The sequence below is a fragment of the Pseudomonas sp. GW821-FHT11D10 genome (assembly GCF_058808435.1).
In genome coordinates, this window is sequence record NZ_JBXARR010000010.1 from 1 (window position 1) to 14,590 (window position 14,590).

The window sequence follows — 14,590 nt, forward strand, 5'->3', positions numbered from 1 at the left end:
AAGGAGTTTTCTGTTTCGACTGCGCCGGAAGTGGGGCGAATTATAGAGACTCAGAATCTGCCGTCAACCCTTAATTTGAGTTTTCTATCAAGAGAGGGAAAAAGGCCGCTTCTATATAGACGCGAACGTAGCGAATGCGCACTATATTGCCCAACACACCTCAGCTCCCTCCCCGGATGATGCCACGCAATGAACGACCAGCCTCGCAGTCTTGCCTCAACCCTGTTCCCGGTTGGCCTTCTATTAATAGCCATGGCATCAATCCAGTCCGGCGCTTCGCTGGCCAAAAGCATGTTCCCCATCGTTGGCGCTCAGGGCACGACAACGCTGCGCCTTATCTTCGCCAGCGTGATCATGCTGTTACTGCTCAAACCCTGGAGAGCGAAGCTGACAGCCAAATCCCTACGTACAGTGATTGTCTACGGGATGGCGCTAGGAGGCATGAACTTCCTCTTCTATATGTCGTTGCGCACTGTCCCCCTCGGGATTGCGGTCGCCCTGGAATTCACCGGCCCGCTTGCGGTGGCCATTTATGCCTCTCGTCGCGCGATCGATTTTCTCTGGATTGCCCTGGCTGCCATCGGCTTGTTGCTGTTGATACCGACCGGCGCTACGACAGCGGGTATCGACTTGGTCGGCGCAGGCTATGCGCTGGGAGCCGGCGTTTGCTGGGCGCTATACATTCTGTTCGGCCAGAAGGCCGGCGCCGATAACGGCGTGACCACCGCAGCGCTTGGCGTGATGATCGCGGCCCTGTTCGTCGCCCCCATCGGTATCGTCCACGCCGGCAGCGCATTGCTGACACCCGCATTGATTCCGATCGCTATCGGCGTCGCGATCCTGTCTACCGCCCTCCCCTACACACTGGAAATGGTCGCCCTCACCCGCATGCCCGCCCGCACCTTCGGCACGCTGATGAGCATCGAACCGGCCTTTGGGGCGCTGTCGGGCCTGCTATTCCTTCAGGAATACCTTTCTTTGTCACAATGGATGGCGATCCTGTGCATTATTCTGGCCTCCGTCGGTGCAACCATGACGATGGGCAGCACTGCCAAACCCGCCATCGCAGCGGATTGAAAGGGGATTGAACGAAGGTCTGGCATTTGGCGCTCATTTAGGCCATGTTTAGCCACGCAACCCAATGCCAGACATGGATTTTTTCGGATAGGGATATCGGAACGCTTCAAGCGAGTGCGAATACAGGCAGACCCCGAGCGCCAGACTCGAGGCAGCCATAAGGACGGTAATGAAACGAATTTTGATACTGATCGCCATACTCGCCGTTGCGGGCTGCGCGGCGACGTCGAAGACCCAGGTCAAGCATGGCAAGAAAGGGCTGCACATCAACTGTTCGGGGTTGTCCTCCTCTTGGGACAAGTGCTACGCCAGCGCTGCGAACTCTTGCGCACCGAAAGGCTACAAGGTCATCGCAAAATCAGGCGATACCGTGGAAGAACCGGGTGATTACCCCTTCGGCCTCAACCCCGCCGGCTATACCAGCCGCAGCATGATCGTCATCTGCAAATAAACCATCGCCGCTACTGCACTCGCGAAGCGGCGAGCTGGTGTCCGATCTCTTCATGACAGGAGTTCAGCACCCGCTGCTGAATTTTTGGTGACGCCAACATACGCGCCACCACCAGCGCCCCGACACATTGCGACAGAATCGCCCAGGCCAGGCTGTCGCTTTCCAGAATCTGCGCCCAACTTTCCTGAAGCTTGCAAATCCACAGCTCGGCCTGCTCCCGCACAACAATATCCGACCGCGCTATCTCGGCGCCCAGCGCAGGTAATGCGCAGCCCAGTTCAGGTTGCTCGACATGGGCCATGTTCAGATACAGTTTCAGGCACCGCTCCAGCCGTTCACGATCCTGCGTACCCTGCCCGCCCAAACGTTCCAGACTCTGGCACAGCTCACGCTCGACGATAGCCGCGAACAAGGCATCCTTGGACGAGAAATGACTGTAGAACGCCGCCCCGCTCAAGCCGATCGCCTTCATCAGGCCGTCGACGCCCATTGAAGAAAACCCGGTCTTTTTCGCAGACAGCGAGCTGCTTTGCAGGAGCTTTTCTTTGGTTTCCAGCTTGTGACCGGCGGAATACCGCATGTGACTATCCTCAAATTGAGTGCCTTGACGCTAAGCAAATCCTAGCATAACGTTCGTTCACTTAACGATCGTTTACTAAAGGGATCCACCCATGAATAACAAGAAGGTCGTATTGGTTGTCGGTGCAGGTGATGCCACGGGCGGTGCCATCGCCAAGCGGTTCGCCAAGGAAGGTTTCGTCGCGTGTGTTACGCGGCGCAGCGCCGACAAATTGCAGCCGTTGGAGGAAGCGATTCAGGCGGACGGCGGCGAAGCCCACGGTTTTGCCTGCGACGCGCGCAAGGAAGAAGACGTGATAGCGCTGATCGAAGATATCGAAACCCGCCTCGGTCCGATTGAAGCATTCGTTTTCAACATCGGCGCCAACGTGCCCTGCAGCATCCTCGAAGAAACCGCACGCAAGTACTTCAAGATCTGGGAAATGGCCTGTTTCTCCGGATTCCTCAATGCCCGCGAAGTCGCCAAACGGATGGTGACCCGTAGCCGCGGCACTATCCTGTTCACCGGCGCGACTGCTGGATTGCGCGGTGCCTCAGGCTTTGCCGCATTCGCCGGAGCCAAGCACGGTATCCGGGCTCTGGCACAGAGCATGGCCAGAGAGCTTGGCCCGATGAACATCCACGTTGCCCACGTTGTGGTCGACGGCGCCATCGATACCGACTTCATCCGCGACAATTTCCCTGACAAATACGCCACCAAGGACCAGGACGGCATTCTCAATCCAGAGCACATCGCCGAGAACTACTGGTATCTGCATAGCCAGCCACGGGACGCCTGGACGTTCGAACTGGATCTGCGTCCGTGGAACGAACGCTGGTAATCCCCCCAATAACAAAAACAGAGTGCAGCGAACATGAGCAAAACCGTGGAGTTCTATTTCGATCTCGGCAGCCCCGCCACTTATCTGGCGTACACCCAACTACCGAAAATCTGCGCCGAAACCGGCAGCCAGTTGATCTACATTCCGATGTTGCTGGGCGGCGTCTTCAAAGCCACCGGCAACGCGTCGCCGGCAATGATCCCGGCCAAGGGTCGTTACATGTTTCAGGACCTGGACCGCTACGCCAAACGCTACGGCGTGCCCCTGAAATTCAACCCGCATTTCCCGATCAATACCCTGATGTTGATGCGTGCGGTCACTGGCATTCAACTGCGCCATCCCGATCGCTTCCTGACATTTATCGATTGCCTGTTCAAAGCGCTGTGGGTTGAAGGCCGCGCCCTTGATGAACCGGCAACAGTTGCCGCCGTGCTGACTGAACATGGCTTCAATCCTGAAGAGGTACTGGCATTGACCAACGATGAAGCAGTCAAGGCTGCGCTCAAGGACAACACCGAAACCGCTGTGAAACGCGGCGTCTTCGGTGCGCCGAGCATGTTCATCGACAACCAGTTGTTCTTCGGCCAGGACCGGCTCGACTTCGTGGCAGAAGCCCTTCGCTAAATCTCCACGACCACACGCCCCTGAGCTGCTTTCGTTGCCAGCAGCTCATAGGCTTCTCCGGCGGTTTCCAGCGTGAACCGATGCGGATCGAGCAGCGGTCGCAGCCGGCCAGACTCAATCAGGGCGGCAGCCTGTCGCAAAATCTCGCCATGATGCTCGCAGCCCTTGCCGGTCAGTAACGGCAACAAGGTGAAGACTCCCGAATACGTCGCCCCACGAAACGACAACGGCGCAAGACTGTGCTGCCCCCAACCGAGGCAACTGAGCACATGCCCGCTGTAGATCCGTGCGGCTTTGAACGAGGCGTCCAGCGTATCGCCCCCGACCGTGTCATAGACAATGTCGAACCCCTCCCCCGCCGTGAACTCGGCGACATAGTCCTCCACCGAGCTCTCTCGATAATCAATGAACGTCGCGCCGTAACCCTCGATGATCGAGCGTTGTCCCGCAGAACCCGTTGCATACACTTCAGCACCGAACGCACGGGCCAGTTGAACGGCCACATGCCCGACGCCACCTGCGCCGCCGTGAATCAACACTTTTTGCCCCGCGCTCACCCGAGCCCGATCCACCAGGCCTTCCCACGCCGTGATCAATATCAATGGCAGGCTCGCGGCTTCGCGCGGGCTCAGGTTCAAAGGCTTACGCGCCAGCAGTCGTGCGTCCACCACTGCAAACTGGGCCAACGAACCTTGCGCGCCACCAATGCCCGTGGCCAACGCATACACCTCATCGCCCGGCGTCCAATCCTGCACGCCCTCACCCACCGCTTCGACTGTACCCGCCAGATCCAGCCCCAACACCGCCGGCAACGGTTGCCGGGCATGGGCGGCCTGCCCTGCACGGATTTTCAGATCCAGCGGATTCACGCCGCTGGCCTTGATCCGCACCAATACCTGTCCGGCCGCTGCCACGGGGCGCTCCAGGGAAACCAAGCTTAACGGCCCGTTAGCGGTATCCACTATCAGGGCTTTCATGTTCAGTGAGTCAGTCATTTCGGTCATTCCTGTGGGAGAAAGTGAAGCTATGGTCCCGCAGCAGACCCATGCCGATAAGACGCCAAATGACTATAGTGAGCATGCCAAACCGGCATGAATGAGGCGCTTCATGGACAAGCTCAACGCAATGGCCATCTTCGTCCGGGTGGTCGAACGCGGCAGTTTCTCAGCCGTTGCCCGGGAACTGCACACCACCCAGCCGACCATCAGCAAAGTCCTGCGCGCCCTTGAGAATGAATTGGGCGGCAAGCTGATTGCCCGCAGTACACGCAAGCTGTCACTGACCGATGAAGGTCTGCGGTACTACAACGAATGTCGAAATATCCTCGCTGCCGTGGATGCCGCCGAGCACAGTTTCCAGTCCGGCAGGGAAACCGTGGCCGGTCCTCTACGAATCGGCTCCTCCGTCAGTTTCGGCCGCTTGCAGATCGCCTCGCGGCTGGCGGATTTTCTGCAGCGCTACCCCCAGGTGCAGGTCGACCTGCAACTGAGCGATCAGAGTCTGGATCTGGTCAGCGAAGGCCTGGACGTCAGCCTGCGCATCGGCGAGCTGAACGACAGCGGCATGATCGCCCGACGCATCGGCACCACCCACCGGCTCACGGTGGCGACGCCCGATTACCTGCAACGCCACGGTCACCCACAATCACCTCAGGATCTTGCGCAGCACAACTGCCTGCAATTCAACCTGCTCAGCACTCAGAATCTGTGGACCTACGAGAAGGATGGCCAACACCACGACGTACGCATCCGGGGCAACGCCCAGAGCAACAACTCCGAAGCGATCCGCGAAATGGTCTTGGGAGGATTGGGGATTTCGCTGTCACCGGTCTGGTTGTTCAGCGAGGATTTGAAGGCGGGCCGAGTGATCGCCCTGTTGCAGGACTACCAGACCCGATCATTGCCGATTCACGCCGTGTCCCCGGCGAACCGTCGCCAGTCCGCCAGGGTCAACGCGTTTGTCGACTTCATGACCCAGGCGCTGGCTGCAGCGCCCGAGCTTCAACCGATCAGATAGCGGCAGTACGCGTTTTCAGCCACTCCAGTGCCGCGCCTTCAAGCAGCGGGCTCAGACGCTCGCGCACTTCGGCGTGATAGGCGTTGAACCACTGCTTCTCTTCCTGCGTCAGCAACGACGGCTCCAGGCATCGGGTGTCGATCGGGCACAGGGTCAGAGTTTCGAATTTGAGGAACTCGCCGAATTCGCTGCTTCCCGCTTCAACGTTCATCGCCAGGTTCTCGATCCGCACACCCCAGCGGCCCGGACGATAAGTGCCCGGTTCGATGGAAGTGATCATTCCCGGTTGCATGGCGGTTTGTGGCGCCGGCGCCGCCTGATAGGCAATCACCTGCGGGCCTTCGTGCACATTGAGGAAGTAACCCACGCCGTGACCGGTGCCATGGCCGTAATCCACGTTTTCAGCCCAGATCGGCGCGCGGGCAATTGCGTCCAGCAGCGGCGACAGAATGCCTTTCGGGAAATGTGCGCGGGACAATGCAATCACGCCCTTCAACACTCGGGTGCAGTCACGTTTCTGCTCTTCGCTCGGCGTACCAACAGCCACCATGCGCGTGATGTCGGTAGTACCGCCCAGGTATTGACCACCGGAGTCGATCAGCAACAAGCCGTCGCCCTCGATCACCGCGTGCTCTTCCGGGGTGGCGTGGTAATGCGGCATCGCGCCGTTGGCATTGAATGCGGCGATGGTGTTGAAACTCAGCGACACATAATCCGGGCGACGCTCACGGGCCGCCGTGAGTTTTTCGTCGATGGTCAGCTCGGTAATGCGCTCACGACCCCAGGCCGATTCCAGCCAGGTGAAAAACTCGCACAGCGCCGCGCCATCCTGCTCCATCGCCTGACGGATGTGCCCGGCATCCGCCAGGCTCTTCTGCGACTTGGCCAGTGTGGTCGGGTTCAGGCCTTCGACCAGTTTCACGCCAGTGTCGAGGTTATCCAGCAGACCGCTGGTGACCCGCGCCGGATCCACCAGCAGGCTCGCGCCATTCGGAATCGCACGCAACGCGTCGGCGACTTCGCTGTAGTCACGCAGGGTCACGCCGTCCTTTTCCAGCACGGCACGCAGCTCAGCATCGACCTTGCTCAAGGCCACAAACAGCGTGGCTTGCTGCTGGCTGATCAGGGCGAAGGAAACGAATACCGGGTTGAACGACACATCGCCGCCGCGCAGGTTGAACAGCCAGGCGATGTCGTCGAGGGTGGCGATGAAATGCCAATCGGCGCCGCGTTCCTGCAGGGTTTCGCGCAGTTTGCCGAGTTTCTCGCCACGGCTGACAGTCGCCTGCGGTGGCAGGTGCTGATAGATCGGCGCGTTCGGCAGCGCCGGGCGATCGCTCCAGACTTCTTTCAACAAGTCGATGTCGGTACGCAGACTGGCGCCCCGCGCTTCGAGCTTGCCGCCCAGCGTACGCGCCGATGCGACGGCCATCACCGCGCCGTCGACCGCGACCACGCCACCTTCCGGCGTCTGCTCGGCCAGCCAGTCCAGCGGGCTAGGTTGACCCGGTTGCAGTTTCACCAGTTCGATGCCGCTGCCCTTGAGTTCCTTGGTCGCCTGTTCCCAGTAACGGCTGTCGGCCCAGACCCCGGCGAAATCGGTGGTGACAATCAACGTGCCGACCGAGCCATGGAACCCCGACAGCCATTGCCGGCCCTGCCAGTAACCCGGCAGGTATTCCGACAGGTGCGGGTCGGCGGACGGCACCAGCAACGCGTGGATACCTTCGCGACGCATCAATTCACGGGTGTGCGCGAGGCGCTGGGGAACCGTTCCTTCGGTCAAAGTCTGGGTACTCATCATGTCTCCTGCCAATCACTTCATCGTTATTGTTCGGTGCCGTTCGAAGCCGGCTCGTTAAAGCCCTGTCGCCCAGAATGCCGGAGCACTGGCGCAGGCCGTTTTGATCAGATCTACAGCCTTGTCGATGTCTTGGGCGGTGGTGAAACGGCCGAGGCTCAGGCGAATCGTGCGTCCCGCCAGGTGCGCGTCGTGCCCCAATGCCAGCAAAACGTGGGACGGCGCATTGCTCGCGGAATTGCAGGCCGAGGTCGCGGAAAACGCGATCGAATGGCTCAGCGCCGCCGGGTTGAACTCACCTTCGCTGAAGGTCAGGCTCAAGGTGTGCGGGATCCGTTGGGTGGAGCTGCCGTTGAGGCGTACGCCGGGCAGGCTCAAGAGTGGCTCGAGCAGTCGCTCGCGCAGCGCGACGATGGTTTTCTTCTCGTCATCAAAAGCCTCGGCGGCCAGGGCGAAGGCCGAGCCCATGGCAGCAATCTGGTGAGTCGCCAGCGTACCGGAACGCAACCCGCCCTCGTGCCCACCACCGTGAATCTGCGCCTGCAAACGCTGCTGCGCACGCGGGCCGACGTACAGCGCGCCGATGCCTTTAGGGCCGTAGAGCTTGTGCGCCGAGAACGACATCAGGTCCACCGGCCATTGCGCCAGATCGATCGCGACCTTGCCGGCGCCTTGCGCCGCATCGACATGGAACAACGCCCCACGCCCACGCACCACTTCGCCGATGGCCGGGATGTCGTTGACGGTGCCGAGTTCGTTGTTGACCAGCATCAGCGACACCAGAAAGGTGTCATCGCGCATCGCTTCGCTGACCGCTTGCGGGGTGATCAGACCTTCGGCGTCCGGCACCAGATAAGTCACGGCGACACCGGCGTCCTGCAATTGCCGGGCGGTGTCGAGGATGGCCTTGTGTTCGATCTGACTGGTGATGATATGGCCGCCGGACACACCACGGGCCTGGGCCACGCCTTTGAGGGCGAGGTTGTTGGATTCGGTGGCGCCGGAGGTCCAGACGATCTGCTGCGCCTGGGCGCCGACCAGTTCGGCGACTTGCCGGCGAGCGTTCTCGACCGTTTGCCGGGCCTGCTGGCCGAAGGCGTGGGAACTGGAGGCCGGGTTGCCGAAGTTACCGTTGAAACCCAGACACTCGATCATCACCTGGATGACCCGCTCGTCCACCGGGGTGGTGGCGGCGTAATCGAAATACAGCGGACGTGTGTTCATAAAAAGACTCGCAGAGCGTGTTCCGGGATCAGGAAGCTCGTGTCTACAAACGGCACGACGCAGCCTTGTGAGCTGCGTCCGGGTTCGAGAGCGTCATCAATACCTGATCGGATGCCGTTAAAGAAGAACAACTTCATTTAAAAGTGCGTAGGAACGCTCCTGAACGCGACTTTAACAGGCATCGGGCCGGCGGTTGTAGCACTGCGTCAGCTAAAGCTTTCAAGGAGTAACGGATACAGCGAAATCACCAGCAGCGCCGCCATGCCCCAGTTGAACACCCGCAACCAGCGGCGATCCTTGAGCACGTTGCGCAGCAAGGTCCCGCACGCCGCCCAGACGCCGACGCTCGGCAGGTTGATGATGGCGAACACCGCCGCAATCACGATCACGTTGGTGAAATAACCCTGCATCGGCGTGTACGTGCTGATGGCACCGATGGCCATGATCCACGCCTTGGGATTAACCCACTGAAAAGCCGCCGCACCGAGATAGCTGATCGGTTTCGCCTCGCCCTGCTCGCTGTCGCCGACCGGGCCGGAGTGAGCGATTTTCCACGCCAGGTACAGCAAGTACGCCGCGCCGACGTAACGCAGGACCGTATAAAGCAGCGGATACGTCTGGAACACCGCGCCCAGGCCAAAACCCACCGCCACCACCAGCACGAAGAAGCCGCAGGTAATGCCGAGCATATGGGGGATGGTGCGGTTAAATCCGAAGTTCACGCCCGATGCCAGCAACATGGTGTTGTTCGGCCCCGGTGTGATCGAGGTGACAAGGGCAAACAGGGCAAAGCCCAGCAGCAGGTCGAGCGAGAGGGTCATGGCAGGCAGTCCGTCAGGGTCATTCAGGTGTTGACCCTATCCCACGGCGCCGCGCAAACCCACGGACAGTTGGGTAAAACTTCGAGCAGTACAGTTACGGATCAGCTAGGACGGCCGTGCAGCTGTACGGCCCGCTCGGCGCTCATTTCACCCTTGCTGTCGAAACCGAAAGTCTTCTGTGGCTGGCCGAGCAATTCGGCTTTTTTCGCATGATATTCCTCGAAGGACAGGCCCCGACGGCTCAAGGTTTCGAGCGCCAGTTCGCGGGTTTCTTCCGCCGTGTAAGGGCGCAGTTCCGGGGAAACGTGGCTCGCGCAACCGGCGAGAACGGAGACAGCGAGCATCAGCGAAACAGTCAGTAAACGATTCATGGGAGCGTCCTGGCGAGCAGTGTGGGTCGATGGAGAAAGGCTACGCCCGGGCACGCTCTGGCAGAAATCAACGCTCTCAATAGTGGCTATCAGAATTCGGCCAGGATTCGCTCTGCATATTCTCAAAAGGCCTATCAATATCAATTAACAGTCTTTTACGGAATAACAGTCAGCCTTTATAAATCCTTCATCGCGTTCGGCACTGTTGCTCCAGCAACTGTTTCCCAGGCAACAGCGGTTCAACAAACCGGCCTGAACGTCACATGAGCACAGCCACCGAAAACGCTCAAAGCCCCGAAATACGGGCCTTACAGGAATTGGTACAGCGCTTGCTCTGCTCCAGTGACTACTCACTGCTCGCCGAGCAACTGTTGAAAAAGGAACTGACCATGTCGCGTCCACTGAAAGTCGTCGCCCTGTCCGGCGGAACCTGGCGTCCGTCCCGCACCCTGGTGCTGACCCAGGCCCTGCTGGCCGAATTGTCCGGGCACCTGCCGGTCGAGAGCCATCTGATCGAACTCGGTGACATCGCCCGCCCGCTGGGCGCCGCACTGTCCCGTCAGGAACTGCCGGCCGAGATCGAAGCCGAGCTGCAGGCAATCGAACAGGCTGATCTGCTGATTGTCGCCGCGCCGGTGTATCGCGGCTCCTATCCGGGGCTGCTCAAGCATTTGTTCGACCTGATCGACCTGAATGCGCTGATCGACACCCCTGTACTGCTCGCCGCCACCGGAGGCAGCGAACGCCATGCGTTGGTCCTCGATCACCAGTTGCGCCCACTGTTCAGTTTCTTCCAGGCCGTGACCCTGCCGATCGGCGTATACGCCACCGAAGCCGATTTCGCCGACTACCAGATCACCAGCGAACCGCTCAAAGCGCGTATCCGCCTGGCCGCCGAACGCGCCGCGCCGCTGTTCGGCACTCACATCAAACCGTTGCTGAAGATCGCTTAAGGAGCTGTTCATGGATGTTTTCTGGTTCCTGCCGACTCACGGCGACGGTCACTATCTGGGCACCACCCAAGGCGCGCGCCCGGTCACCCTCAATTACCTGAAACAGGTGGCGCAAGCCGCCGACAGCCTCGGTTATCACGGTGTGCTGATTCCCACCGGCCGTTCCTGTGAGGACTCGTGGGTGATCGCCTCGGCGCTGGTGCCGTTGACCGAACGCCTGCGTTATCTGGTGGCGATCCGTCCGGGGATCATCTCGCCGACCGTCTCGGCGCGCATGGCCGCGACCCTGGATCGACTGTCCAACGGCCGCTTGCTGATCAACGTCGTGACCGGCGGTGACCCCGACGAAAACCGTGGCGACGGCAGCTTCCTCAGCCACAGCGAACGCTACGAAGTCACCGACGAATTCCTCCAGATCTGGCGTCGCGTGTTGCAAGGCGAAGCGGTGGATTTCGAAGGCAAACATCTGAAAGTACAGAACGCCAAGGCGCTGTATCCGCCGGTGCAGAAACCCTATCCGCCACTGTATTTCGGTGGTTCCTCCGACGCGGCCCATGATCTGGCCGCCGAGCAGGTCGACGTCTACCTGACCTGGGGCGAACCTCCGGCCGCCGTCGCCGAAAAACTCGCCGATGTGCGTGAACGCGCCGCCCGTCACGGGCGCAAAGTGAAGTTCGGCATTCGCCTGCACGTGATCGTGCGCGAGACCGCCGAAGAAGCCTGGAAAGCCGCCGACAAACTGATTGAACACATCAGCGACGAAACCATCGAGGCCGCACAGAAATCCTTCTCGCGCTTCGATTCCGAAGGCCAGCGACGCATGGCCGCCCTGCACGACGGGCGCCGCGACAATCTGGAAATCGCCCCCAACCTGTGGGCGGGCGTCGGCCTGGTGCGCGGCGGTGCCGGCACTGCGCTGGTGGGTGATCCGCAACAAGTGGCAGCGCGAATCAAGGAGTACGCAGACCTGGGCATCGAGAGTTTCATCTTCTCCGGTTATCCGCATCTCGAAGAGGCCTACCGTTTTGCCGAGTTGGTCTTCCCGCTGTTGCCCGAGCCGTATGCAAGCCTGGCCGGACGCGGCGTCACCAACCTCACCGGGCCGTTCGGCGAAATGATCGCCAACGATGTACTGCCCGTCAAAGCCAACGCCTGAGGAAGACCGAGTGACTGCCAAACCGCAAAGCACCCTGCTCTCCCCGTTGCAGACCGCCCGCCAACTGGCCGCCGAATTTGCCCTGACCGCCGTCGAGCGCGACGAGCGTGGCGGTACGCCGAAAGCCGAACGCGACGCCCTGCGCGACAGCGGTCTGCTGGCCCTGAGCATTCCCACCCGTTACGGCGGCCTCGGCGCGCGCTGGAGCGAAACCCTGGAAGTCGTGCGCGAGTTCGCCAAGGTCGACAGCTCGATCGCCCACGTCTTCGGCTTTCATCATTTGATGCTCGCCACCGTGCGACTGTTTTCGCGCCCGGAACAATGGCAGCCGTGGTTCGAACAGACCGCGCGGCAGAACTGGTTCTGGGGCAACGCGCTCAATCCGCTGGACACCCGTACCGTGGTCAAGGATCTGGGCGGCTGGCGCGAGTTTTCCGGCAAGAAAAGCTTCTGCTCCGGCGCCAGCGATTCGCAGATGCTGATCGCCTCGGCGGTGGACGAAAGCAACGGCGGCAAACTGCTGATCGCGGCGATCCCCAGCGGTCGCAGCGGCATCACCCTGCACAACGACTGGAACAACATCGGCCAGCGCCAGACCGACAGCGGCAGCGCCACGTTCGAACGGGTGCGGGTCGAAGAATCGGAACTGCTGCTGGATCCGGGGCCGCTGAGCACACCGTTCGCCTGCTTGCGCCCGTTGATCGCACAACTGACGTTCACCCACATGTTTCTCGGCATCGCCGAAGGGGCCTTTGAAGAGGCGCGGCAATACACCCTGAGCGAAACCCGTGTCTGGCACAAATCCTCGGTGCGCGAAGTGCGTGAAGACCCTTATGTGCTGGCCCATTACGGCGAGTTCTGGGTCGCCCTCGAAGGCATCCGATTGCTGGTGGAACGCGCCGCTGCGTTGCTCGACGAGGCCTGGGCCAAAGGCCCGAACCTGAGCGCCGAAGAACGCGGTCACCTGGCCACGGCGATTGCCACGGCCAAGGTCGCCGCCAGTCGCCAGGGCCTGGAGATTTGTAGCCGACTGTTCGAAGTCACCGGCGCCCGTTCGACCCACGCCTCGCTGCGTCTCGACCGACACTGGCGCAACCTGCGCACGCAAACCCTGCACGACCCGCTGGATTACAAACTCCACGAGCTGGGCGACTGGGCGCTGAACCAGTCCCTGCCGGTGCCGACGTTCTATTCCTGATTTCCTTTCGTGGAGCGAGACCCATGCAACTGCTGACCCTGCCGCCCTCACCCGCCCTGGCCACATCGATTCGCGCCACTGCACAAGTGTTCGAAGACCCGAAATCCCAGGCCCTGCTCGCGCATCTGCAACAGGTCGCGCCGAGCGAAGCCAGCGTGCTGATCATCGGCGAAACCGGCACCGGCAAAGAGTTGGTGGCGCGGCACATCCACAACCTCAGCAACCGGCGCAATCGGCCGTTCATTGCGGTGAACTGCGGCGCGTTTTCCGAATCGCTGGTGGAAGCCGAATTGTTCGGCCACGAAAAAGGCGCCTTCACCGGCGCCCTAAGCGCCAAGGCCGGATGGTTTGAAGAGGCGGATGGCGGCACCTTGTTCCTCGATGAGATCGGCGATCTGCCGATGGCCATTCAGGTCAAGTTGCTGCGGGTGTTGCAGGAACGTGAAGTGGTGCGCCTGGGCTCGCGCAAGAGCATTCCCATCGATGTGCGGGTGCTGGCGGCAACCAACGTGCAACTGGAGAAAGCCATCAACGCCGGGCATTTCCGCGAGGATCTGTATTACCGGCTGAACGTGGTCAATCTGGAACTGAGCCCGTTGCGCGAGCGGCCCGGCGACATCCTGCCGCTGACCCGGCATTTCATCGAGGCCTACAGTCAGCGCCTGGGCTACGGACGCATCACCATCAGCCCCGGCGCCGAGCACAAACTGCGCGGCTACAGTTGGCCGGGCAATATCCGCGAACTGGAAAACGTCATCCATCACACGCTGTTGATCTGCCGTAACGGCGTGATCGAACGCGACGATCTGCGCCTGTCGAACCTGCGCATCGATCGTCCCGACGATCAGCACGCGACCACCGACGACTCACCGGAAGCGCTGCTGGAACGCGCCTTCCAGAAACTCTTCGAGCAGCAGGCCGGCGCCCTGCATGAAAAAGTCGAAGACGCGTTACTGCGCGCGGCCTATCGCTTCTGCCATTACAACCAGGTGCACACCGCGTCCCTGCTCGGCCTGAGCCGCAACGTCACCCGCACGCGACTGATCAAGATCGGCGAACTGGCGGTGAACAAGCGGCGGCCCACGGAAAACCTGCAAGGCGAGCGCTTGATCCAGCTGTCGATCTAGCCGACCAGTTGGCAGTGCAAACCGTCGTCGTGACTGCGGGCGATGCTGCTCAGCACCTGGAATGAACCGAAGGTCACGGTGCGCGCCTGATGGGTACGAATCAGTTGCCAGAAATCTTGCTCGCCGGTTTCGAAACTCTGGAACGCCGCCTCCCCCGCCTCGCGGGACTGCCATTGCAGAAAACTCAACACTCGCCGGCCATCGTCGCTGGCCTGGACGCTGGCGCTGACGAAACCGGCGTAACGCTGGGCCAGACGTTCGGTCTGCACCGCCAGCGCCGAGACCAGCGCCGGTTGCTGGCCGGGTTCGATTTCAAATTCGATCAATTGGGTAAAGCTGCGGTTTTTCGCTGGTGCTAGCATGACATCCCC

At 60.9% G+C, this 14,590-nt stretch carries 16 protein-coding genes; 9 read left to right on the plus strand and 7 right to left on the minus strand.

Annotated elements, in window-relative coordinates:
* The first annotated feature begins 189 nt into the window (after positions 1–189).
* A complete protein-coding gene (gene rhtA, locus AC1RT4_RS24370; protein WP_007955853.1) occupies positions 190–1,077 on the plus strand; it encodes a threonine/homoserine exporter RhtA in 888 nt (295 codons plus the stop codon).
* A gap of 169 nt (positions 1,078–1,246) precedes the next feature.
* Positions 1,247–1,528 (plus strand): hypothetical protein, encoded by a 282-nt coding sequence (locus AC1RT4_RS24375; RefSeq protein ID WP_007955851.1) that lies wholly within the window; start codon positions 1,247–1,249, stop codon positions 1,526–1,528.
* Between the two features lie 10 nt (positions 1,529–1,538).
* Here AC1RT4_RS24375 and AC1RT4_RS24380 read toward each other — a convergent pair whose 3' ends face one another.
* A complete protein-coding gene (locus tag AC1RT4_RS24380) occupies positions 1,539–2,108 on the minus strand; it encodes a TetR/AcrR family transcriptional regulator (RefSeq protein WP_007955849.1) in 570 nt (189 codons plus the stop codon).
* 91 nt (positions 2,109–2,199) lie between these two features.
* Here AC1RT4_RS24380 and AC1RT4_RS24385 point away from each other — a divergent pair, with 91 nt between their 5' ends.
* Entirely contained in the window at positions 2,200–2,928 is a 729-nt protein-coding gene (locus tag AC1RT4_RS24385) for an SDR family oxidoreductase (RefSeq protein WP_493088499.1), read from the plus strand.
* A 33-nt stretch (positions 2,929–2,961) separates the two neighbouring features.
* Positions 2,962–3,552, plus strand: coding sequence for a 2-hydroxychromene-2-carboxylate isomerase (locus AC1RT4_RS24390; RefSeq protein WP_493088501.1), 591 nt, complete (start codon positions 2,962–2,964; stop codon positions 3,550–3,552).
* Here the strand turns inward: AC1RT4_RS24390 and AC1RT4_RS24395 are convergent.
* A complete protein-coding gene (locus AC1RT4_RS24395; protein WP_493088503.1) occupies positions 3,549–4,547 on the minus strand; it encodes a zinc-dependent alcohol dehydrogenase family protein in 999 nt (332 codons plus the stop codon). The two genes, AC1RT4_RS24390 and AC1RT4_RS24395, sit on opposite strands and share 4 nt — an antisense overlap.
* A gap of 112 nt (positions 4,548–4,659) precedes the next feature.
* Here AC1RT4_RS24395 and AC1RT4_RS24400 point away from each other — a divergent pair, with 112 nt between their 5' ends.
* Positions 4,660–5,568, plus strand: a complete 909-nt coding sequence (locus tag AC1RT4_RS24400; protein WP_493088505.1) for a LysR family transcriptional regulator — start codon at positions 4,660–4,662, stop codon at positions 5,566–5,568.
* Here AC1RT4_RS24400 and AC1RT4_RS24405 read toward each other — a convergent pair.
* The 4 genes from AC1RT4_RS24405 to AC1RT4_RS24420 form a co-directional block, all read right to left on the minus strand.
* Positions 5,561–7,369 carry an aminopeptidase P family protein gene (locus tag AC1RT4_RS24405; protein ID WP_493088507.1) on the minus strand — a complete coding sequence of 603 codons (1,809 nt, stop codon included), beginning with the start codon at positions 7,367–7,369 and terminating at the stop codon, positions 5,561–5,563. The two genes, AC1RT4_RS24400 and AC1RT4_RS24405, sit on opposite strands and share 8 nt — an antisense overlap.
* 57 nt (positions 7,370–7,426) lie before the next feature.
* Positions 7,427–8,593, minus strand: coding sequence for an aminotransferase class V-fold PLP-dependent enzyme (locus tag AC1RT4_RS24410; RefSeq protein WP_493088509.1), 1,167 nt, complete (start codon positions 8,591–8,593; stop codon positions 7,427–7,429).
* A gap of 206 nt (positions 8,594–8,799) precedes the next feature.
* On the minus strand, positions 8,800–9,414 hold the full coding sequence (locus AC1RT4_RS24415; protein WP_007955835.1) for a LysE family translocator: 615 nt from the start codon (positions 9,412–9,414) through the stop codon (positions 8,800–8,802).
* A 101-nt stretch (positions 9,415–9,515) separates the two neighbouring features.
* Complete coding sequence (locus AC1RT4_RS24420; protein WP_493088511.1) at positions 9,516–9,785, minus strand: hypothetical protein; 270 nt, start codon at positions 9,783–9,785, stop codon at positions 9,516–9,518.
* Positions 9,786–10,174: 389 nt separating this feature from the next.
* Between AC1RT4_RS24420 and msuE the strand changes: the two genes are divergently transcribed.
* The 4 genes from msuE to AC1RT4_RS24440 are packed head-to-tail and all read left to right on the plus strand — an operon-like array spanning position 10,175 to position 14,219.
* Positions 10,175–10,738 carry an FMN reductase gene (gene msuE, locus AC1RT4_RS24425; RefSeq protein ID WP_007955830.1) on the plus strand — a complete coding sequence of 188 codons (564 nt, stop codon included), beginning with the start codon at positions 10,175–10,177 and terminating at the stop codon, positions 10,736–10,738.
* Between the two features lie 10 nt (positions 10,739–10,748).
* Positions 10,749–11,894, plus strand: coding sequence for an FMNH2-dependent alkanesulfonate monooxygenase (gene ssuD, locus AC1RT4_RS24430; protein ID WP_493088513.1), 1,146 nt, complete (start codon positions 10,749–10,751; stop codon positions 11,892–11,894).
* A gap of 10 nt (positions 11,895–11,904) precedes the next feature.
* Positions 11,905–13,092, plus strand: a complete 1,188-nt coding sequence (locus AC1RT4_RS24435) for an acyl-CoA dehydrogenase family protein (protein WP_007955826.1) — start codon at positions 11,905–11,907, stop codon at positions 13,090–13,092.
* A gap of 23 nt (positions 13,093–13,115) precedes the next feature.
* Positions 13,116–14,219, plus strand: a complete 1,104-nt coding sequence (locus tag AC1RT4_RS24440) for a sigma-54 interaction domain-containing protein (protein WP_493088515.1) — start codon at positions 13,116–13,118, stop codon at positions 14,217–14,219.
* Here AC1RT4_RS24440 and AC1RT4_RS24445 read toward each other — a convergent pair.
* Positions 14,216–14,581: an antibiotic biosynthesis monooxygenase gene (locus AC1RT4_RS24445; protein ID WP_493088517.1), complete on the minus strand. Its 366-nt coding sequence runs from the start codon at positions 14,579–14,581 to the stop codon at positions 14,216–14,218. The genes AC1RT4_RS24440 and AC1RT4_RS24445 overlap by 4 nt on opposite strands.
* Between the last annotated feature and the right edge of the window lie 9 nt (positions 14,582–14,590).

What these genes read in the sequence shown, in the direction of transcription:
- AC1RT4_RS24400 (WP_493088505.1), top strand. Translation starts at nt 4,660, where the DNA reads ATGGACAAGCTCAACGCAATGGCCATCTTCGTCCGGGTGGTCGAACGC.
- AC1RT4_RS24440 (WP_493088515.1), top strand. Translation starts at nt 13,116, where the DNA reads ATGCAACTGCTGACCCTGCCGCCCTCACCCGCCCTGGCCACATCGATT.
- AC1RT4_RS24415 (WP_007955835.1), bottom strand. Translation starts at nt 9,414, where the DNA reads ATGACCCTCTCGCTCGACCTGCTGCTGGGCTTTGCCCTGTTTGCCCTT.
- AC1RT4_RS24420 (WP_493088511.1), bottom strand. Translation starts at nt 9,785, where the DNA reads ATGAATCGTTTACTGACTGTTTCGCTGATGCTCGCTGTCTCCGTTCTC.
- AC1RT4_RS24405 (WP_493088507.1), bottom strand. Translation starts at nt 7,369, where the DNA reads ATGAGTACCCAGACTTTGACCGAAGGAACGGTTCCCCAGCGCCTCGCG.
- AC1RT4_RS24410 (WP_493088509.1), bottom strand. Translation starts at nt 8,593, where the DNA reads ATGAACACACGTCCGCTGTATTTCGATTACGCCGCCACCACCCCGGTG.
- AC1RT4_RS24390 (WP_493088501.1), top strand. Translation starts at nt 2,962, where the DNA reads ATGAGCAAAACCGTGGAGTTCTATTTCGATCTCGGCAGCCCCGCCACT.
- AC1RT4_RS24375 (WP_007955851.1), top strand. Translation starts at nt 1,247, where the DNA reads ATGAAACGAATTTTGATACTGATCGCCATACTCGCCGTTGCGGGCTGC.
- AC1RT4_RS24385 (WP_493088499.1), top strand. Translation starts at nt 2,200, where the DNA reads ATGAATAACAAGAAGGTCGTATTGGTTGTCGGTGCAGGTGATGCCACG.
- rhtA (WP_007955853.1), top strand. Translation starts at nt 190, where the DNA reads ATGAACGACCAGCCTCGCAGTCTTGCCTCAACCCTGTTCCCGGTTGGC.
- AC1RT4_RS24380 (WP_007955849.1), bottom strand. Translation starts at nt 2,108, where the DNA reads ATGCGGTATTCCGCCGGTCACAAGCTGGAAACCAAAGAAAAGCTCCTG.
- ssuD (WP_493088513.1), top strand. Translation starts at nt 10,749, where the DNA reads ATGGATGTTTTCTGGTTCCTGCCGACTCACGGCGACGGTCACTATCTG.
- AC1RT4_RS24445 (WP_493088517.1), bottom strand. Translation starts at nt 14,581, where the DNA reads ATGCTAGCACCAGCGAAAAACCGCAGCTTTACCCAATTGATCGAATTT.
- msuE (WP_007955830.1), top strand. Translation starts at nt 10,175, where the DNA reads ATGTCGCGTCCACTGAAAGTCGTCGCCCTGTCCGGCGGAACCTGGCGT.
- AC1RT4_RS24395 (WP_493088503.1), bottom strand. Translation starts at nt 4,547, where the DNA reads ATGACTGACTCACTGAACATGAAAGCCCTGATAGTGGATACCGCTAAC.